Genomic DNA, 19,451 nt, shown 5'->3' on the forward strand with positions numbered 1-19,451 from the left:
ATCCAACTAACCGCCGACACGGCTGCGCAGCGACGCGGTGATGTCGGTCAGACGTGCCATTCTGTCGTCCATGAGCCCCACAAATCCGACGCCCTGGGGCCGGCCGGCGACCGATCCGGACGCGGGTTGGGCCGTGATCGATGTCGAGACCTCGGGTTTCCGCCCCGGTCAGGCCCGGGTCATCAGCCTTGCGGTGCTCGGGCTCGATGCCGACGGCCGCGTCGAGCAGTCCGTCGTCAGCCTGCTCAATCCCGGGGTGGACCCCGGTCCCACCCACGTGCACGGGCTGACCGCCGCCATGCTCGAGGATCAACCGCAGTTCGGCGACATCGTCGGTGACGTGGTCGAGGTGCTGCGCGGCCGCACGCTGGTGGCCCACAACGTCGCGTTCGACTACTCGTTCCTGGCCGCGGAGGCCGAGCTCGCCGGCATCGCACTTCCGGTCGACAGCGTCATGTGCACGGTCGAACTGGCCCGGCGCCTGGACCTCGGCGTCGAGAACCTGCGGCTGGAGACCCTCGCGGCGCTTTGGGGTGTGACCCAGGAGCGTCCGCACGACGCCTTCGACGACGCCCTGGTGTTGACCGGCGTGCTCGGGTCCGCGTTGGGGCGGGCCCGCGAACTCGACATCTGGCTGCCCGTGCGCCCCGTCAGCCGGCGCCGCTGGCCGAACGGCCGGGTGACCCACGACGAGCTGCGCCCGCTCAAGGCGCTGGCCACCCGGATGCCGTGCCCCTATCTCAACCCCGGGCCGTATGTCCGTGGCCGGCCGCTGGTCCAGGGCATGCGGGTTGCGCTGGCTGCCGAGGTGCGGCGCACCCACGAGGAGCTCGTCGAGCGGATCCTGCACGCCGGGCTGGCCTACACCGATGTCGTCGACCTCGAGACCTCGCTGGTGGTCTGCAACGCCGCCCCTCCCGAGCAGGGCAAGGGGTTCCAGGCTCGGCAGCTGGGGGTTCCGGTGGTGTCCGACGCGCAGTTCATGGACGGTGTGGGCACCGTGATCGGCGGCGCCAGCATGGCGGAGTTCGTCGACGCCAGCAGCGCCGACGACCAGCTCGCGCTGTTCTGATCGGCCGCCGCTGCGATTAGGGGCCGCCGCGCCAGTGTTCGATGCGGTGATGGTCAGGCGTGAAGCCGTGATTCACACCCCACAGCACGGCCTGAGTGCGGCTACCGACGCCGAGCTTTCGATAGATGGTTCGAATGTAGGACTTCACGGTGTTGGGGCTCAGGTAGGTCAATCGGGCGACATCGGCGTTGCTCTTGCCCTGGGTGATCAGCGCCAGGATCTCCGCTTCGCGGTCGCTGAGCCCTTCGCCGCGACCCGGCCAGTCCAGCCCGGGCGCGCTGCGCGCCCGCGCCGCAACATCGCTGACAACCACCTCCCCGGAGTGCACGGCCTCTAAGGCGGCGACCAGCTCGCGGGCCGGGAGGGTCTTCGACAGGTAGCCGTGCGCTCCGTGTTGCCGTGCGCTTTCGACGAGGTCGGGGTGAAAGTTCCAGGTGTAGACCACCACTCGGCGGGCTCGAGGGTTGGCGATGAGAACTCCGATCTCTTCGTGATCGGATTCGGGTTGAGCGAATGAGTCGTACAGCGCGATGTCGACGGCATCGCTGACGGGCATGGTGGAATCGAGTTCTGCAATCACCACGCGGTCGCGGTACGGGTCAAGCATGTTGGCCACACCCTTCACCACGATGTCGTAGTCATCGACGAGCGCGACCGTGATTGGCGCACGGGTGGATGCCGACATGCCGGGAAGATTACCTACTTTGGGGTGTATTGGTACCCCCCTTAGGGGTGGTCGACTGAACGCAGCGTCGGGCAACCGGCCAAACAATTCAGTCAGGCAACTCGAGGGGAAGACTCAATCATGATCATTCTCGGCATCATCCTGCTGATCGCGGGATTTCTGCTCAAGATGTCCATCCTGTGGACCATCGGGATCGTCTTGGTCGTCATCGGCGCGATTCTGGCAGTCCTCGGTAACGCTGGGCGCGCAGTCGGCGGTCGGCGGCACTACTTCTGACCCGACCCCGTGGACCAGGCCCGGGCCAACCGGACGTGGTGCATTCAGGAATTCACGTTTGCAGCCACGGGCCCTCGGCTATTCGACACGGGTATGAGAGGAGGAGGAAATGGCTATATGGCAATGGTTTTTCGTAGCGGCCGGCGTTCTCGTCTTGCTGACCGCGGTGCTCTTGGCGGCAAGCTTCGTCAGACGGCGTAACAAAACCCAGCGGCTAAAGCAGCACTACGGCCGTGAGTACGAACGGCTGGTAGCCGAGGCCGGGGACCCGGCGGCGGCGGAAGCGGAACTTACTGCCCGAGAACGCAATCGAGAGAAGCTCGACGTCATCCCGTTGACGCCGTCGGCTCTATCGGACTTCACCACCCGCTGGAATCAGGTTCAGACCGGGTTCGTCGACAATCCGTCGACCGCCGTCGGCGTCGCAGATCGTCTGGTGACCGAGGTGATGCGCGAACGGGGTTACCCCGTCGACGATTTCGATCGGCGGGCAGCCGACATCTCGGTAGATCACCCGGAGATCGTCGAGAACTACCGCACCGCGCACGGTATCCATCTGTCCCAACAACGCGGTGATGTCAGCACCGAGCAGCAGCGTGAGGCGTTCGTGCACTACCGGGCGCTGTTCACGACGTTGCTCGCAACCAAAGACAAGGACACATCACAGGAGGCAAGCGCATGACTACGCACCAGCAAGAAGCACCGAGCGATTCTCACGAGGAGTCGCAGACCGTGGCCGAACCATCATCACCATCAGCCGAACCGCCGACAGGCGTTGACGCTCCGGTGGCGGCTGCCCAACAGCATTCGGTCGACGAGCGCGAATCATCAACGACGGAAATGCTTTTCGCCGACGACGATCTCACCGAAATGCGCGGCCGGTGGGCCGCTGTGCAAGCCGCGTTCGTCGACGACCCCAAGGATTGCGTCCAAAAGGCCGATGTCTTGGTGTCCGATCTGGTCGATCAGCTCACGACGGGCTTCGCCCACGCGCGTTCGCGTCTGGAAGAGCAGTGGGATCGCGGCGAAGAAGCGTCGACCGAGGACCTGCGCGTTGCCCTGATGCACTACCGCGAGTTCTTCGAGCGGTTGCTCGCCGTATAAGACACGGTTCATGCCAGGCCTCGCCGCCCAGCGCTATGGCGGCGGGGCCTGGTCGGATCTGCAACCTGACGAGTTCGCGCCGGTAGTGCCCTCAGCCGCGGGATGCGCGGTTGACCGCCGACACCACCGCACGCAGCGAGGCGGTGGTGATCGACGGGGCGATGCCCACCCCCCACACCGTGCGGCCGCCCACCGACGCCTCCACGTAGGCCGCGGCCTGCGCGTCGTCGCCGGAGCTCATCGCGTGTTCGGAGTAGTCCAGGACGGCGACGTCGAATCCGACATCGCCCAATGCGTGGACGAACGCGGCGAGCGGGCCGTTGCCCGCACCGCTGATCTCGGTCTCCGCCCCGTTGATCTTGACGGTCGCGGCGATCCGGGTGGGGCCGCCGTCTTCCTCCGAGGCGTCGACACGCTGCTTGATCCGTTCCAGCGGCAGGATCGGCGCCAGGTACTCCTCGGAGAACGCGTCCCACATCTCCTTCGGCGACACCTCGCCGCCCTCCCCATCGGCGATCTTCTGGATCACCTGCGAGAACTCGATCTGCAGCCGTCGCGGCAGGGCCAGGCCGTGGTCGGCCTTCATGATGTAGGCCACCCCACCCTTGCCGGACTGGGAGTTGACCCGGATCACCGCCTCGTAGGTGCGTCCGACATCGCGCGGGTCGATCGGCAGATACGGCACCTGCCAGAGCATGTCCTCGACATCGCTGTCCGCGGCGTCGGCGTCCGCCTTCATCTGGTCCAGGCCCTTGTTGATGGCGTCCTGGTGGCTGCCCGAGAACGCGGTGTACACCAGATCGCCGCCGTAGGGGTGCCGCTCGTGCACCGGCAGCTGGTTGCAGTACTCGACCGTGCGGCGGATCTCGTCGATGTTGGAGAAGTCGATCTGCGGGTCCACACCTCGGGAGAACAGGTTCAGCCCCAGCGTCACCAGGCACACGTTTCCGGTGCGCTCACCATTGCCGAACAGGCAGCCCTCGATCCGGTCGGCACCCGCCTGGTAGCCCAATTCGGCTGCGGCGACAGCGGTTCCGCGGTCGTTGTGCGGATGCAAGCTCAGGATCACCGACTCCCGGTTGGCCAGGTTGCGGCTCATCCACTCGATCGAGTCGGCGTAGACGTTGGGGGTGGCCATCTCCACGGTGGCGGGCAGATTGAAGATGATCGGGCGCTCCGGCGTCGGCGCGATGATTTCGCCGACGGCGTCGCAGACCTGCTTGGCGTACTCCAATTCCGTTCCGGTGTAGGACTCCGGCGAATATTCGAACCGCCATTGCGTGTCCGGGTATTTGGCCGCCTCTTCGACGCATTTGCGCGCGCCGTCGGTCGCGATCGCCTGTACCGCGGCCCGATCGGCGCGAAATACCACGCGGCGCTGCAGGATTGACGTCGAGTTGTAGAAGTGCACGATCGCGCGATGCACGCCGCGGCACGCCTCGAAGGTGCGCTCGATCAGTTCCGGGCGGCACTGCGTCAGTACCTGGATGGTGACGTCGTCGGGAATGGCGCCGTCGGTGATGATCTCGCGCACGAAGTCGAAGTCGGTCTGGCTGGCCGACGGGAACCCGACTTCAATCTCCTTGTAGCCCATGGCAACCAGCAGGTCGAACATGCGGCGCTTGCGGGCGGGGCTCATCGGGTCGATCAGTGCCTGGTTGCCGTCGCGCAGATCCACCGCGCACCACAACGGTGCCCGGCTGGTGACGCGGTCCGGCCAGGTGCGGTCGCCGAGTGCGATGGGCTCCACTTCGTCGGCGAAGGGGCGGTATCGGTTGATCCGCATCGACGAGCCGCGCTGCGGATTCCACGCGGGCTGATCGGGCCGGGGTGGGCCCGCGGGCTTTTGGACGGTGCGGGCGGAAGTGTAGGAGTCCGGGTTGGCGGGCTGCGAAAAGTTGGTCACGGTAGTTGCTCCGGGGATGTCAGAAGGGACTTCAGACCGGCGCATCGCGAAACACCCGCGACGGGAAGCCGGTCTGGATCAGACCCCGTCGCGGCGTCCGAGAAGGAGCACCCGCTGCACGCTGTGAACTCTACCGCGCTCAGCGCCCAGGCGAAAACTACGCCCAAGCGAGACCAAAACCGCAGGCTGCAGCGCTCGCCAGCGGGTCAAAAAACAAGATGCGCCGCCACGTATCCTGTTGTGAACTTGAACCACGTCTGTGGGTGGGAAGGCAAGGCAGGAAACAGTGGCGCTCGTCGTACAAAAGTACGGCGGATCTTCGGTGGCCGACGCCGACCGGATCCGCCGTGTCGCGGAACGCATCGTCGAGACCAAGAAACAGGGCAACGACGTCGTCGTCGTGGTCTCGGCGATGGGCGATACCACCGATGACCTGCTGGATCTGGCGCAGCAGGTGTGCCCCGTACCGCCTGCCCGCGAACTGGACATGCTGCTGACCGCCGGGGAGCGGATCTCCAACGCGCTGGTAGCCATGGCGGTCGAATCGCTCGGGGCCCGCGCCCGCTCGTTCACCGGCTCGCAGGCCGGGGTGATCACCACCGGCACGCACGGCAACGCGAAGATCATCGACGTCACGCCGACGCGCTTGCAGTCCGCGCTCGAGCAGGGCGATGTGGTGTTGGTCGCGGGCTTCCAGGGTGTGAGCCAGGACAGCCGGGACGTCACCACACTGGGCCGTGGCGGCTCCGACACCACGGCCGTGGCGCTGGCCGCGGCGCTGAAAGCCGACGTCTGCGAGATCTACACCGACGTGGACGGCATCTTCAGCGCGGACCCGCGCATCGTGCCCAACGCCCGCAAGCTCGACGCCGTGACCTTCGAGGAAATGCTCGAGATGGCCGCGTGCGGCGCCAAGGTGCTGATGCTGCGCTGCGTGGAGTACGCCCGTCGCTACAACCTTCCGGTGCACGTCAGGTCGTCGTACTCGGACAAGCTAGGCACCGTCGTTGTCGGATCGATCAAGGACATATCCATGGAAAGCCCCCTTCTGACCGGCGTCGCCCACGACCGCAGCGAGGCCAAGGTGACGGTCGTCGGTATCCCGGACATCCCCGGGTATGCGGCCCGCGTCTTCCGGGCGGTCGCCGAGGCCGACGTGAACATCGACATGGTGTTGCAGAACGTGTCCAAGGTCGAGGACGGCAAGACCGACATCACGTTCACCTGCTCGCGCGACAGCGGGCCCACCGCGGTGGCCAAGCTGGACGCCCTCAAGGACGAGATCGGCTTCACCCAGTTGCTCTACGACGACCACATCGGCAAGGTGTCGCTGATCGGCGCGGGCATGCGCAGCCATCCCGGCGTCACGGCAACCTTCTGTGAGGCGCTGGCCGAGGTGGGCGTCAACATCGAGCTGATCTCCACCTCCGAGATCCGGATCTCGGTGCTGTGCCGAGACACCGAATTAGATAAGGCGGTCGTGGCGTTGCACGAGGCGTTCGGCCTCGGCGGCGAGGAGGAGGCCACGGTGTATGCGGGGACGGGTCGATAGATATGGGCGCGAATAGCGTGTCGATAGGCGTAGTAGGCGCCACCGGCCAAGTAGGCCAGGTGATGCGCAATCTGCTCGAGGAGCGCGACTTCCCGGCGAGCACGGTGCGGTTCTTCGCGTCCGCCCGCTCGCAGGGTCGCAAACTGCCCTTCCGCGGCCAGGAGATCGAGGTCGAGGACGCCGCGACGGCGGACCCGAGCGGCCTGGACATCGCGCTGTTCTCGGCCGGCAAGACGATGTCGCTGGTGCAGGCGCCGCGGTTCGCGGCCGCCGGAGTGACGGTGATCGATAACTCGTCGGCCTGGCGCAAGGACCCCGAGGTGCCGTTGGTGGTCTCCGAGGTGAACTTCGCGAGGGATGTCGCAACCGGCGCCCGGTCCCTCAAGAAAGGCATCATCGCCAACCCGAACTGCACCACGATGGCCGCGATGCCGGTGCTGATGCCGCTGCACGAGGAAGCTCAGTTGCGGCGTCTGGTGGTGTCGAGCTACCAGGCGGTATCCGGCAGCGGATTGGCCGGTGTCGAAGAGCTGGCGTCGCAGGCACGCGCGGTGATCGACGACGCCGAGCAGCTGGTGCACGACGGTCGTGCGCTGCAGTTCCCGGCGCCGAAGACCTATGTCGCGCCGATCGCCTTCAATGTGCTGCCACTGGCCGGTTCGTTGGTGGACGACGGCTCCGGAGAGACCGACGAGGACCAGAAGCTGCGGCACGAGAGCCGCAAGATTCTCGGCATTCCCGATCTGCTGGTGAGCGGCACCTGCGTGCGGGTTCCGGTGTTCACCGGCCACTCGCTGTCCATCAACGCCGAGTTCGCCCGGCCCCTCTCGCCCGAGCGGGCCCGAGAATTGCTCAGCGCCGCCCCGGGCGTGAAACTTGTCGACGTGCCAACAGCTTTGGATGCCGCGGGCGTCGACGACTCGTTGGTGGGCCGGATTCGCCACGACCCCGGGGTGCCCGACGGGCGCGGCCTGGCGCTGTTCGTCTCGGGGGACAACCTGCGCAAGGGCGCGGCGCTCAACACCATTCAGATCGCCGAGCTGCTGGCCGCGGAACTCTGAGTCGTTGGGGGTGAGTGGCGCGCGTGCCCCGCTGCTCACTGCGCTGTGTTTGATTGCGCCGCAAGTTGTTTCGATCGCGCATGCCGATCCACCGGCGCCTGTCCCGCAGCCGATCGTGCAGCCACTGGCACCAGGCCAGGTGTTGCGAATGGGGCCGACGGCCGGAACCGGCACTCCCACAGGCGATTACGGCATCGGCGCCACCGATCTCTGCGAATTCCTCGAGTTTCCGACCGAGCTGCTGCAGGTCTGCGGAGATAGCTTCGCCGGGCAGGGCGTGGGGTTCGGCGGTTGGTACGCGCCGATCGCGCTTCATGTCGACACGTCGTCCGTCGACGACCCCGCCGGGGTGCGCTACACCGGGGTCACCGGGATCACCAAGCCGCTGCTGGCCGACCCCACGCCTTCGGGGGATTCGCAACTGCCCGCCGGGGTGGTGCAGATCAACCGGCGTAACTACCTAATGGTCACCACGACAAAGGATCTCAAGCCGCAGAACTCTCGGCTGGTGGTGGCCGAAGCGGCGCGCGGAGGATGGCAGACAGTCGCCGGGTCGAAGCGCGACGCCACGTATCAGGGGGGTTCGCAGACCCAGATCAGCGGGTATTACGACCCGATCCCGACCGCCGATTCACCGAGCGGCTGGGTGTACGTCGTGGCCAACAGCTTTACCCGCAGTCAGTCGGCGGTGCTGTATCGGGTTGCGCCGCAAAACTTTACGGACCGGTCGCGATGGCAGGGCTGGGCGGCCGGACCCGGTGGCGGCTGGAACAAGCCGCCGACGCCGCTGTGGCCCGACCAAGTGGGGGAGATGTCCATCCGGCAGATCGACGGCAAAGCGGTGCTGTCCTACTTCAACGCCAGCAACGGCAACATGGAGGTCCGGGTGGCCAACGACCCGACGTCGCTGGGCGAGGCGCCGGTGACCACGCTCGTCCAGCACGACGAGTGGCCCGAGCCGGCGGAGAGCCTGCCGCCGCCGACCGATAACCGGCTCGCCCAACCGTATGGCGGCTACATTTCGCCCGGTTCCACGCTCGACGAGCTGCGAATCTTCGTCAGCCAGTGGGACACTCGTGCGCGGGTCGCCGCGCCCTACCGGGTGATCCAATTCGCGGTGAACCCGTTCAAACCCGAGTAGCTGCTCAGCCGGCCGCCTCGGCGAGACCGGCGGCCAGGTCGGCACCGACGATGCCCCGAGCCCATTGCGCGATTCCGGCCGGATTGAGCTGGGGTTGGATCCCCGCCGTCCCGGCCAGGCCCGGCGTGGCCGCGGCCGCGGGTGCCGCCCCGACGCCGCTCGACGAGGCCGCAGCGATCGGGGTGGTGGTGATGGAAACGACGCCTTGCAGGTTGGTGATGGTGGCGCCACCGGCGCCGACTGTGACGGTAACGGCGGAGTTGCCGACGGCCCCGACAACACTGAGCGCTGAGGCACTACCGGGGACGGTTACCGAGCCGCTGACGACCGTGCCTTCGACGACCTGACCGGCGGCGACTGGGGTGAGCGTGACGGGGCCGGCACCCGCGGACACTGTGGCACCCACGGGGTAGACGGTGCCGTCCGCCGCGACGGCGCCGGAACTGAAATTGAGGATGATGCTGCTGCCGGCGTTGAGGATGATCGAAGATTCGCTGCCGACCCCGGCGCCGGGTCCGGCGGTAACACTGCCGCTGCCGATGTAGGCGACAGAACCGGGCTCCAGGGTCACGGCGCTGCCCGCCGGGGCGGTCACGGTGTCGCCGACGGGGATGTTGGCCGAGGCGAGCTGAGTGGCCTGCGACGAGGCGAGTTGGATCGTGGACTGGGTGCGGCCGCTGGTCGCGTCGGCGGCGGCCCGCGCGGCCGCGTCGGCCTGGTCTGCCTGGCCGTTCGGGTTGGTGGTCTGCGCTGGTTCGTCGAATGGTTCTAGGGTGCTGGCGGTTTGGGCCGCGGCGGCGTAGCCGTACATGGCGCTGGCGTCTTGGATCCACATCGCGGTGTACTGCGCTTCGGTCGCCGCGATCGCCGGGGTGTTCTGCCCGAAGAAGTTCGTCGCGACCAGCACCGTCAGCCGCATCCGGTTCTCCGCGACGACCGGCGGGGGCACCGTCATGCCGAACGCGGCCTCGTAGGCAGCTGCCGCGGCGTACGCCCCGGCGGCGGTCCGTGCGGCCTGCGCGGCGCTGGCTTGCAGCCACGTCACCTGGCGGGTCGCCGCTGCCGCCATCCGCATCGAGGAGGGGCCCAACCATCGGCCGGCCAGGCCCGAGATCTCCGATGAGTAGCCGCCGGCGGCCGACTCCAGCTGGACGGCCACCGCGTCCCAGCCGGCCGCCGCCGCCAACATCGGCCCCGAGCCCGGCCCGGTGTACATCAGTCCCGAGTTGACCTCCGGCGGCAGCAAAGCAAAGTCCATGTCTTATCCCTTTTCTGAGCTAAGAGCGGCGATGTGCTCGGCACACTAACGTGTGTCTAATAGCGCCCGCGTAAATATTCAGTGGCCGAGCGCTGAAACTCGCCCGAAACCGTGGTGCGCCGGAAACGTTGCTGCGATGGGCTTTCGAGACCAAGCCGGACTAGCGACTCAACCGACCTTGCCCAGGCCGGCGGCGAGGTCGGCTTCCCGCTCGGCCCGGCCAGGCGGCGGCCTCGGGTGCGGCAGCCGGCACCCCCGATGCGCACGGGGCAGCGGGAAGGACCACGACTGCGCCGTTTGGCCTGGTGATCGCGGGTTTTCAGCTCACAGCTGCTACATAAGTAGCGCATAGCCAGAACCACTGTTACCCCCCGCACCATTTGTCTCATGAGTGAAACATCTGAAACCCCCACTGTGCGGTCCTCGACCGCAACCGCCCCGGCGCCGGCAGAGCCGGTCGTCGTCCACCGGACCCCCAGGGTCTTCCAGGCGGCCGCCTATGTCGCCATCGTTGCCGGAACCGTGTTCGTCCTTGCCGTCATCTTCTTCACCGGCTTCATGCTCGGTAAGTCGACCGGGCACCACGGCCACGGCCACCACCACAAGCACCACGCGATGGTGCATCCGCACCGCTTCGGCGGGCCGGGTGGCCCGGGCGGTCCGGGGTGGCCCGGCGCGAACCAGCAGCCGGGTGGACCCGCGGCCGTGCCGCCGGGTGCTCCGGGGCCCAGCCAGGTTCCGTCGTCCGTCGCTCCGTCTCGCACGCCGTAGTCGAGACATCTCAATCCTGCGGATGCTCACGGGGTAACAGGAGGACTCCGGGGGGCCACTAATTTCACACGCAGTAGCCCGGCGCTCACCCCCGAGCGCCGGGCTACCAGTGGTTTCGGCGTTACCCGCTCCTTGATCGCATTCGGGTTAATTCACAGCAACTTTGTCGCCGGATTCTGTTGCAGCAGTTGCATTCAGGGGCAGTATTCAAGGCATGAGTGAAACACCTGAACGAGGCATACAGCCGGCGGCCGTCGACACGGCTCCGCCCCCACCGCCGCATCTGGTCAAGCCACCCAAGGTCTATACGGCCGCCGCGTGGGTCGTGATCGTTGCGGGGATCGTCTTCATCTTGTCGGTCGTCTTCTTCTCCGGCGCCATGATCTTCGGATATCACAACCACCACTGCGGCCATCACCACGGCCAGATGTGGAAGCCCGGCGGCCCGGGCGGCCCGGGACCGTGGCAATACGGCGGACCGGGTGGCCCCGCGATGATGCCGCCCTACCAGTACGGTCCGCCTCCGGGCTACGGTCCCGGTGGTCCCGGTGGCCCCGGTGGTCCCGGCGCCGGCCCGAGTGGTCCGGCCGGACCCGCTCCGGCGACCAGTGCCCCCGCTCCCGCACCGCGTCCCTAGCACCGATACGGCGAACGGCCCGGCGTCCCATCGAGGGGTGCCGGGCTGTTTCATGCACTCAAAGCGCTTGCCACCGATTCGGGTTCACACTGGGTGGGTACACGTCGCACGGCCCTCGGATTCAGTCCAGTTAGCGAGGAGATGGCGAGATGACGGAGCGCTTCACCACGACCGATGCGGGCATTGCCGCGCCCAGTGACGACCAGTCGTTGACGGTCGGCCCCGACGGTCCGATCCTGCTGCAGGATCACTACTTGATCGAGCAGATGGCGCAGTTCAATCGGGAACGCATCCCGGAGCGTCAACCGCACGCCAAGGGTGGCGGCGCCTTCGGTCATTTCGAGGTGACCAACGACGTCAGCCAGTACACCAGGGCCGCGGTGTTCCAGCCCGGCACCAAAACCGAGATGCTGGCCAGGTTTTCGACCGTGGCCGGCGAACGCGGCAGCCCAGACACCTGGCGGGACCCACGCGGATTCGCGCTGAAGTTCTACACGTCCGAGGGCAACTTCGACATGGTTGGCAACAACACCCCCGTGTTCTTCATGCGCGACCCGCTCAAGTTCCAACACTTCATCCGGTCGCAGAAACGCTTGCAGGCCAGCAACGTTCGCGACCACAACATGCAGTGGGACTTCTGGAGTCTGTCGCCGGAATCCGCGCACCAGGTGACCTGGCTGATGGGCGACCGCGGAATCCCCAAGACCTGGCGGAATATGAACGGCTACAGCAGCCACACCTACAGCTGGATCAACGCCGGCGGTGAAATCTTCTGGGTGAAGTATCACTTCATCACCGATCAGGGCGTCGAGTTCCTGACCCAGGAGGACGCCGACCAATTGGCCGGTGCGGACGGCGATTACCACCAGCGGGACCTCTACGAGTCGATCGAGAGTGGCAACTTCCCGAGCTGGACGCTGAAGATGCAGATCATGCCGTACGAGGATGCCAAGACCTACCGGTTCAACCCGTTCGACCTCACCAAGGTGTGGCCGCACGGCGACTACCCGCTGATCGACGTCGGCAAGATGACGTTGAACCGCAACGTCACGGACTACCACACCGAGATCGAGCAGGCCGCGTTCGAGCCGAATAACACCGTGCCCGGCACCGGTCTCAGCCCGGACAAGATGCTGCAGGCTCGTGGCTTCTCCTACTCCGACGCGCATCGCGCCCGGTTGGGGGCCAACTACCGGCAGATTCCGGTCAACGAACCGAAGGTGGAGGTCAACAGCTACTCCAAAGACGGCGCGATGCGGATGAAGAATGCGTCGGATCCGGTGTATGCGCCCAACTCCTACGGCGGCCCGCACGCGGACCCGCAGCGCGCCGCGGAGATCCGTTGGCATGCCGACGGAGACATGGTCCGGGCGGCCTACACGCTGCACGCCGAGGACGACGACTTCGGGCAGGCCGGCACGATGGTGCGTGAGGTTCTCGATGACGAGGCCCGAGACCGATTGGCCCACAACATCATTGGGCACGTATCCAAGGGCGTCAAAGAACCGGTGCTGTCCCGGGTCTTCGAGTACTGGCGCAACGTCGACCCCGATCTCGGTAAGAAGGTCGAGGAGGGAATTCGGTCTCAATAGTTTTGGCGTCGCACGTCGAGTTGTTGGGTGAATCTGGTCGCCCTGGCATGATCGAGATTCATGATGCGGATCTCCGCTATGGCGGTAAGCGTCGGTCTGGGCTTGGGGGCGGTTTCGGGCGTGCCCATCGCGGCGGCCCGTCCATCCGATCCCGGGGTGGTCTCGTATGCGGTCCTCGGCAAGGGATCGGTCGGCAATATCGTCGGCGGGCCGATGGGGTGGGAAGCGGTGTTCACCGCACCGGTGCAGGGCTTCTTCGTCGACTTGGCCGACTGCAACAACTGGGCCGACATCGGGCTGCCCGATGTGTACAACGATCCCGACCTGGCGTCCTTCAACGGGGCCACGTCGCAGACCTCGGCCAACGATCAGACGCATCTGGTCAAGCAGGCCGTCGGCGTATTCGCCACCAACGACGCCGCGGACCGGGCATTCCACCGACTGGTGGACCGAACCGGGGGTTGCTCCGGCCAGACCACCACGATGCACCTGGATAACGGGCAGACGCAGGTGTGGTCATTTGCCGGCGTACCGGCCACCGCGACCGACGCCAACTGGACCAAGCAAGAAGCGGGCACCGATCGCCGCTGCTTCAATCAAACCCGGCTGCGCGAAAACGTGTTGCTGCAGGCGAAGGTTTGCCAGTCTGGCAACGCGGGACCCGCGGTCAACGTGCTGGCCGGGGCGATGCAAAACGCACTCGGGCAATAATCGGTCAATTTGGGTATGTGTGTAAGCCGTGCGGCGCGAATCTGCGGGACCGGGAATATGTCGGGGCGATCTGGAAGATGAAGAGACGGCGGCTATCGTTCGGATAGCTGCCCAACGTGGCGCTCGGCCCGGTGATGTTCCGGTGGGGTCGGGCCCGGAGGGATCGTGATATGACGCTCGCCGCTCTCACCGCCGCGGCCTCGCAGCTAGATGCCGCCCGCCCGGCCGACGCCGAGTTGGCCAGTTCCGAGGAAGCCGCCCAGTACATCGCCGATGGCTGCTTGATCGACGGCCCGCTGGGGCGGGTCGGTCTGGAGATGGAGGCGCATTGCGTCGACCCGGTCGATCCCTACCGACGGCCGGGCTGGGACGAAATCACCGAGGTCATCGACCAGCTACCGCCACTGCCCGCGGGCAGTGCGGTGACCGTGGAGCCGGGTGGCGCGGTTGAGCTGTCCGGCCCGCCGGGGGACGGCGTCGTCGCCGCCATCGAAGCGATGAAAAACGACCAGGCCGTGCTGCGCAAAGCGTTCGCCAATGCCGGGCTGGGCCTGGTCTTTCTGGGCGCTGACCCGCTGCGGGCGCCCAAGCGCGTCAATCCGGGCGCGCGCTATCGCGCGATGGAGGAGTTCTTCGCCGCCAGCAACTCCGCCGAGGCGGGTGCCGCGATGATGACGTCGACCGCCTCGGTTCAGGTCAACCTGGACGCCGGGCCGCAGGCAGGCTGGGCGGCGCGGGTCCGGCTGGCGCACGCGCTGGGCCCCACGATGATCGCGATCGCCGCCAACTCCCCGATGCTGGGCGGCGACTTCTCCGGGTGGGTGTCCACGCGGCAGTGGGTGTGGGGCCAGATGGACTCCGCGCGCTGCGGGCCCATCCTGGGCGCCAGCGGTGACGACCCCGGCACCGACTGGGCGCGCTACGCGCTGAAGGCGCCGGTGATGATGGTGCACAACCCGGAGGTCCCGAACTTTAGAGCGCTCACCCACTACATGTCCTTCGCCGATTGGGCGGACGGCTCGGCGCGGCTCTGCGACCGCCGGCCCACCCTCGCCGATCTCGACTATCACCTGACCACGCTGTTCCCGCCGGTGCGTCCCAGACAATGGCTGGAAATCCGCTACCTCGACAGCGCACCGGACGCCTACTGGCCCGCGATCGCATTCACGCTGGCCGCGCTGCTCGACGACCCGGTCGCGGCCGACGCCGCCGCCGCGGCGGTCGAACCGGTGGCCACCGCGTGGGACAACGCGGCCCGGCTCGGCCTCAGTGACCGGCGTTTGCACGAGGCCGCCATCTCCTGTGTGGCGATCGCGGCCGCGAAGGCGCCGCCCGAGCTCACCGACGCGATGGAACGGCTGATCCGCGCCGTCGAGCGGGGCCGATGTCCCGGCGATGACTTCTCCGACCAGGTGATCGACCAAGGCATCGCGGCCACCGTGTCGCAGTTGGCGCAAGGGGGCTTGTGACTTTCCCCGATGATTCCGAGCCGTTCTCCACAAGCGGGAGGTACCCCCAGCGCCCGGCTACGCCGCGCTTGCGATCGTCATGCCGGGAACGGATCGCCGACGATCTGGAGCGGGCGCGCACGCGCACGCTGCGGCTCGTCGATTTCGACGACGCCGAACTGCGTCGCCAGTACGACCCGTTGATGAGCCCGCTGGTGTGGGACCTCGCGCACATCGGTCAGCAGGAGGAACTGTGGCTGCTGCGCGGTGGTGACCCGAGTCGCCCGGGGATGCTGGATCCTTCGGTCGAAGGTCTCTACGACGCCTTCGAACACTCCCGCGCCAGTCGCGCCGATTTGCCGCTTCTTTCCCCGGACCAAGCCCGATCTTATTGCCGCACAGTGCGTTCCGCTGCCCTGGATGCGCTGGACGCATTGCCCGACGACCCCGCCGGAGAGCGTGCGGCCTTCGTCTACGCGATGGTGGTCAGCCACGAAAACCAGCACGACGAAACGATGCTGCAGGCGTTGAACCTGCGCCCCGGTGCCGCGCTGCTGCGCGACCCCGCCACCTTGCCCGCGGGCCGGGCGGGCCTGGCCGGGACGTCGGTGCTGGTGCCCGGTGGCCCCTTCGTACTGGGCGTCGACGCCACCACCGACCCGTTCTCGTTGGACAACGAGCGCCCCTCCCACATCGTCGATTTGCCGCCGTTCCGCATCGGCCGGGTCCCGGTCACCAACGGCGAATGGCAACAGTTCATCGCCGACGGCGGCTACCGCGAACGGCGGTGGTGGTCCGAGCGCGGCTGGGAGCACCGCTGCGGCGCGGGGCTTAGCGCGCCGCAATTCTGGGGGTCCGACGGGCGCACCCGCACCCGCTTCGGCTACGTCGAAGAGATTCCGGCCGACGAGCCGGTGCAGCACGTCACCTACTTCGAGGCCGAGGCGTACGCGGCCTGGGCGGGCGCGCGGCTGCCCACCGAAATGGAATGGGAGAAGGCCTGCGCGTGGGACCCCGTCACCGAGTCCCGGCGCCGCTATCCCTGGGGAGCGCAGGACCCGTCGCCGGAGTTCGCCAACCTGGGCGGTACCGCACTGCGGCCGGCACCGGTCGGTGCCTATCCATCCGGGGCGTCGGCCTATGGCGTCGAGCAGATGCTGGGCGACGTCTGGGAGTGGACCAGTTCACCGTTGCGGCCGTGGCCCGGTTTCGTCCCGATGATCTACGACCGCTACTCGGAGCCGTTCTTCGACGGCGACTACCGGATTCTGCGCGGCGGATCGTGGGCCGTCGAATCCGCGATCCTGCGGCCCAGTTTCCGCAACTGGGACCACCCGATCCGTCGTCAGATCTTCTCCGGAGTACGGCTGGCCTGGGATGTCCCCGACGCGGGGGACTGCGGCTGATGTGCCGTCACCTCGGCTGGCTCGGCGCCGACGTCAGCGTCTCCTCGCTGATCCTCGATCCGCCGTTCGGCCTGCGCGTGCAGTCGTATTCCCCGCGCCGCCAAAAGCACGGCCTGATGAACGCCGACGGGTGGGGCGTCGGGTTTTTCGATCGTTCGTCTGGAGGCCTTCCAGAAGGCGGGGTACCGCGGCGCTGGCGCAGCACCGCGCCGCTGTGGGGCGACACGTCGTTGGAATCGGTCGCGCCCGCGCTGCGCAGCGGCTGCGTGGTGGCCGCGGTGCGCTCGGCGACCGTCGGCATGCCGCTCGATGTCAGCGCGACGGCGCCGTTCACCGACGGACAGTGGCTGCTGTCGCACAACGGCGTCGTCGATCGCAGCGTCCTGCCCATGACCGCGACGGCCGAATCCGTTTGCGACAGTGCGATGTTGGCGGCCACCATATTCTCGCTGGGGCTCGATGTGCTCGGCGCGACCATCGCGCAGATCGGCACCCTGGACCCCAACGCCCGGCTTAACATCTTGGCCGCCAACGGTTCTCGAATGCTGGCCACCGCCTGGGGGGACACCCTGGCCATCCTGCGCCGCGACGACGGTGTGGTGCTGGCCAGCGAGCCCTACAACGACGACTCCGAATGGGAGGACGTACCCGACCACCACCTTGTCGAAGTGAGCACTAAAGGCGTAACGATGACCCCGCTGGACGAGCCGAAAGGATTTTGATGACACTGACGTTGTCCAACCATCTCGCCGCCGACTCGGCGTACCACGCATTGCGCCGCGACGCATTCGACGGTCTGCAGCGCACGCCGAAGTCCTTGCCGCCCAAGTGGTTTTACGATTCGGTGGGCAGTGAGCTTTTCGATCAGATCACCCGCTTGCCGGAGTATTACCCGACGCGGGCCGAGGCGGAGATCCTGCGCGGCCGGGCCGCCGAAATCGCCTCGGCCAGCGCGGCCGACACCCTGGTCGAACTCGGCAGTGGCACCTCGGAGAAGACTCGTCTGCTGCTGGACGCGCTGCACGGCCGCGGATCGCTGCGCCGTTACGTACCGTTCGACGTTGACTCGACGATCTTGTCGACCGCGGCGGCCGCCATCCAGCAAGAGTATGCGGGCGTCGAAATCAAAGCTGTCTGCGGCGATTTCGAGGAGCACCTCGGCGAGATTCCCAGCGGCGGCCGGCGCCTGTTCGTGTTTCTCGGGTCGACGATCGGCAACCTCACGCCCGGCCCGCGCGCCGAATTCCTCAAGTCCCTCGCCGACGTGATGCAACCCGACGACACCCTGCTGCTGGGCACTGACCTGGTCAAGGACACCGGTCGGTTGTTGCGCGCCTACGACGACTCAGCCGGAGTGACGGCCCGGTTCAACCGCAATGTGCTCGCGGTCGTCAACCGGGAACTCGACGCCGATTTCGATGTCGACGCCTTCCGGCACGTGGCGCGCTGGAACGCCGACGAGGAACGCATCGAGATGTGGTTGCGAACCGACCGGGCGCAGACGGTCAAGGTCGGTGCTCTCGACCTGACCGTCGAGTTCGCTGCCGGCGAGGAGCTGCTCACCGAGGTGTCGAGCAAGTTCCACCCGGGTGGAGTGAGCGCCGAATTGGCTGGCGCGGGACTGCGTCGTGTTCGGTGGTGGACCGATGCCGCAGGCGATTTCGGGTTGTCGTTAGCAGTCAAGTGAGCGATGGCGGGTCGCTGGCCGACCGATGGCGGGAGGCCCGCCCACCCGTAGCCGGTTTACACCTGGACAGCGCCGCCTGTTCGCGCCAGAGTTACGCGGCCATCGACGCCGCCGCGCAGCATGCCCGCCACGAGGCGGAGGTCGGCGGATATGTGGCCGCGCAGGCCGCGGCGCCGACGCTCGACGCCGGGCGAGCCGCGTTCGCCGCGCTAGCCGGGATGACCGACGCCGAGGTCGTCTACACCACGGGATCGCTGCACGCGCTGGATCTGCTGCTGGGCAGCTGGCCCGCCGACCGCCGGAGGTTGGCCTGCCTGCCCGGCGAATACGGACCCAACCTCGCCGTGATGGCGGCCCACGGATTCGACCGGCAGTTGTTGCCGGCCCTCGAGGATGGCCGGCTGGCGCTCGACGACGCGGCCTACGCCCTGGAGGAAGACCCGCCCGATTTCGTCCACCTGACCCCGGTGGCCAGCCATAGCGGTGTCGTGCAACCGATTTCGATGATCGCGAAACTGTGCCGAGAGTTGGGACTGCCGCTGGTGATCGACGCCGCCCAGGCGCTGGCCCAGGTCGACTGCGCGGTCGGCGCCGACGCCACCTACTCCTCGTCGCGCAAATGGATCGCCGGTCCGCGTGGGGTGGGCTTCCTGGCGGTGCAGCCCGACCTGATGCAGCGGCTCCATCCCCGACTGTCCGCACCGGAGTGGTCCGGGTCGTTCTCGGTGGCCCAGCAGCTCGAGTTCGGCGAAGCCAATGTCGCTGCGCGCGTCGGAGTTTCGGTGGCGCTGGGCGAGCATCTGGCGTTCGGGCCCGACGCGGTGCGTGCGCGCCTGGCCGAACTCGGCAGCATCAGCCGGACGACGCTGGCAGACGTGCCGGGGTGGGTGGTGATCGAAGAGGTCGAAGAGCCAAGTGCCATCACCACGTTGGCGCCGGTCGACGGCGTCGACCCGCAGGTGGTACGGGAATGGCTGCTCGCCGAGCGGCGAATCCTGACCACCTACGCCGGCGTGCAGCGGGCGCCACTCGAGATGACCGCGCCGCGGCTGCGGATCTCGCCGCACGCGGACACCACCGCCGACGATCTGGAAATCTTCGCCGAAGCGCTGATCGCCGCGACGGCCGCAACGGCCACCTGACG

19 protein-coding genes are annotated in these 19,451 nt (G+C 67.3%); 16 read left to right on the forward strand and 3 right to left on the reverse strand.

Translation table 11 applies throughout. The features are described 5' to 3' along the window. Positions 1-70: 70 nt before the first annotated feature. Positions 71-1,072: a DEDDh family exonuclease gene (locus tag SKC41_RS09120; protein WP_330977331.1), complete on the forward strand. Its 1,002-nt coding sequence runs from the start codon at positions 71-73 to the stop codon at positions 1,070-1,072. A gap of 16 nt (positions 1,073-1,088) precedes the next feature. Here the strand turns inward: SKC41_RS09120 and SKC41_RS09125 are convergent, their stop codons facing one another. Next, on the reverse strand, positions 1,089-1,757 hold the full coding sequence (locus SKC41_RS09125; RefSeq protein ID WP_330977332.1) for a response regulator transcription factor: 669 nt from the start codon (positions 1,755-1,757) through the stop codon (positions 1,089-1,091). 120 nt (positions 1,758-1,877) lie between these two features. On the opposite strand from SKC41_RS09125, the gene SKC41_RS09130 reads away from it, so the two are divergent. The 3 genes from SKC41_RS09130 (at position 1,878) to SKC41_RS09140 (ending at position 3,137) form a co-directional block, all read left to right on the forward strand. After that, on the forward strand, positions 1,878-2,033 hold the full coding sequence (locus tag SKC41_RS09130; RefSeq protein WP_330977333.1) for a DUF6131 family protein: 156 nt from the start codon (positions 1,878-1,880) through the stop codon (positions 2,031-2,033). Between the two features lie 109 nt (positions 2,034-2,142). Further along, complete coding sequence (locus SKC41_RS09135) at positions 2,143-2,715, forward strand: hypothetical protein (RefSeq protein WP_330977334.1); 573 nt, start codon at positions 2,143-2,145, stop codon at positions 2,713-2,715. After that, positions 2,712-3,137, forward strand: coding sequence for a hypothetical protein (locus SKC41_RS09140; RefSeq protein WP_330977335.1), 426 nt, complete (start codon positions 2,712-2,714; stop codon positions 3,135-3,137). The genes SKC41_RS09135 and SKC41_RS09140 overlap by 4 nt, the downstream gene beginning before the upstream one ends. Positions 3,138-3,228: 91 nt before the next feature. On the opposite strand, the gene leuA is transcribed toward SKC41_RS09140, so the two are convergent. Next, positions 3,229-5,088 carry a 2-isopropylmalate synthase gene (gene leuA / locus SKC41_RS09145; RefSeq protein WP_330977336.1) on the reverse strand — a complete coding sequence of 620 codons (1,860 nt, stop codon included), beginning with the start codon at positions 5,086-5,088 and terminating at the stop codon, positions 3,229-3,231. Between the two features lie 241 nt (positions 5,089-5,329). On the opposite strand from leuA, the gene SKC41_RS09150 reads away from it, so the two are divergent. From SKC41_RS09150 to SKC41_RS09160, 3 genes are read left to right on the forward strand one after another with little or no spacing between them, the layout of a single operon-like run. Further along, positions 5,330-6,595, forward strand: a complete 1,266-nt coding sequence (locus SKC41_RS09150; protein ID WP_090607661.1) for an aspartate kinase — start codon at positions 5,330-5,332, stop codon at positions 6,593-6,595. A 2-nt stretch (positions 6,596-6,597) separates the two neighbouring features. Further along, positions 6,598-7,656 carry an aspartate-semialdehyde dehydrogenase gene (locus tag SKC41_RS09155; protein ID WP_330977337.1) on the forward strand — a complete coding sequence of 353 codons (1,059 nt, stop codon included), beginning with the start codon at positions 6,598-6,600 and terminating at the stop codon, positions 7,654-7,656. Between the two features lie 4 nt (positions 7,657-7,660). Beyond that, positions 7,661-8,797, forward strand: coding sequence for a DUF4185 domain-containing protein (locus tag SKC41_RS09160; protein ID WP_442931578.1), 1,137 nt, complete (start codon positions 7,661-7,663; stop codon positions 8,795-8,797). Between the two features lie 4 nt (positions 8,798-8,801). Here SKC41_RS09160 and SKC41_RS09165 read toward each other — a convergent pair whose 3' ends face one another. Then, complete coding sequence (locus SKC41_RS09165) at positions 8,802-10,055, reverse strand: PPE family protein (protein ID WP_330977338.1); 1,254 nt, start codon at positions 10,053-10,055, stop codon at positions 8,802-8,804. Positions 10,056-10,442: 387 nt separating this feature from the next. On the opposite strand from SKC41_RS09165, the gene SKC41_RS09170 reads away from it, so the two are divergent. From SKC41_RS09170 to egtE, 9 genes are all read left to right on the forward strand, one after another. Then, positions 10,443-10,826, forward strand: a complete 384-nt coding sequence (locus SKC41_RS09170; RefSeq protein ID WP_330977339.1) for a hypothetical protein — start codon at positions 10,443-10,445, stop codon at positions 10,824-10,826. A 214-nt stretch (positions 10,827-11,040) separates the two neighbouring features. Next, positions 11,041-11,463, forward strand: a complete 423-nt coding sequence (locus tag SKC41_RS09175; RefSeq protein ID WP_330977340.1) for a hypothetical protein — start codon at positions 11,041-11,043, stop codon at positions 11,461-11,463. A 149-nt stretch (positions 11,464-11,612) separates the two neighbouring features. Further along, the gene (locus tag SKC41_RS09180) at positions 11,613-13,055 is read left to right on the forward strand and encodes a catalase (RefSeq protein WP_330977341.1); all 1,443 of its coding nucleotides are present in this window, start codon (positions 11,613-11,615) and stop codon (positions 13,053-13,055) included. 63 nt (positions 13,056-13,118) lie between these two features. Continuing rightward, complete coding sequence (locus tag SKC41_RS09185; RefSeq protein WP_330978812.1) at positions 13,119-13,766, forward strand: sensor domain-containing protein; 648 nt, start codon at positions 13,119-13,121, stop codon at positions 13,764-13,766. A gap of 170 nt (positions 13,767-13,936) precedes the next feature. Then, the gene (egtA, locus tag SKC41_RS09190; protein ID WP_330977342.1) at positions 13,937-15,235 is read left to right on the forward strand and encodes an ergothioneine biosynthesis glutamate--cysteine ligase EgtA; all 1,299 of its coding nucleotides are present in this window, start codon (positions 13,937-13,939) and stop codon (positions 15,233-15,235) included. Between the two features lie 92 nt (positions 15,236-15,327). Continuing rightward, positions 15,328-16,620 carry an ergothioneine biosynthesis protein EgtB gene (gene egtB / locus SKC41_RS09195; RefSeq protein WP_442931672.1) on the forward strand — a complete coding sequence of 431 codons (1,293 nt, stop codon included), beginning with the start codon at positions 15,328-15,330 and terminating at the stop codon, positions 16,618-16,620. Then, complete coding sequence (gene egtC, locus SKC41_RS09200) at positions 16,620-17,342, forward strand: ergothioneine biosynthesis protein EgtC (RefSeq protein WP_330977343.1); 723 nt, start codon at positions 16,620-16,622, stop codon at positions 17,340-17,342. Before egtB ends, egtC begins: the two co-directional genes overlap by 1 nt. After that, positions 17,342-18,307, forward strand: a complete 966-nt coding sequence (egtD, locus tag SKC41_RS09205) for an L-histidine N(alpha)-methyltransferase (protein WP_330977344.1) — start codon at positions 17,342-17,344, stop codon at positions 18,305-18,307. Before egtC ends, egtD begins: the two co-directional genes overlap by 1 nt. Beyond that, on the forward strand, positions 18,304-19,449 hold the full coding sequence (egtE, locus tag SKC41_RS09210; RefSeq protein WP_330977345.1) for an ergothioneine biosynthesis PLP-dependent enzyme EgtE: 1,146 nt from the start codon (positions 18,304-18,306) through the stop codon (positions 19,447-19,449). Before egtD ends, egtE begins: the two co-directional genes overlap by 4 nt. Positions 19,450-19,451: the final 2 nt, after the last annotated feature.

Origin of the sequence: Mycobacterium sp. 050128, assembly GCF_036409155.1 — a bacterium.
GTDB lineage: Bacteria > Actinomycetota > Actinomycetes > Mycobacteriales > Mycobacteriaceae > Mycobacterium.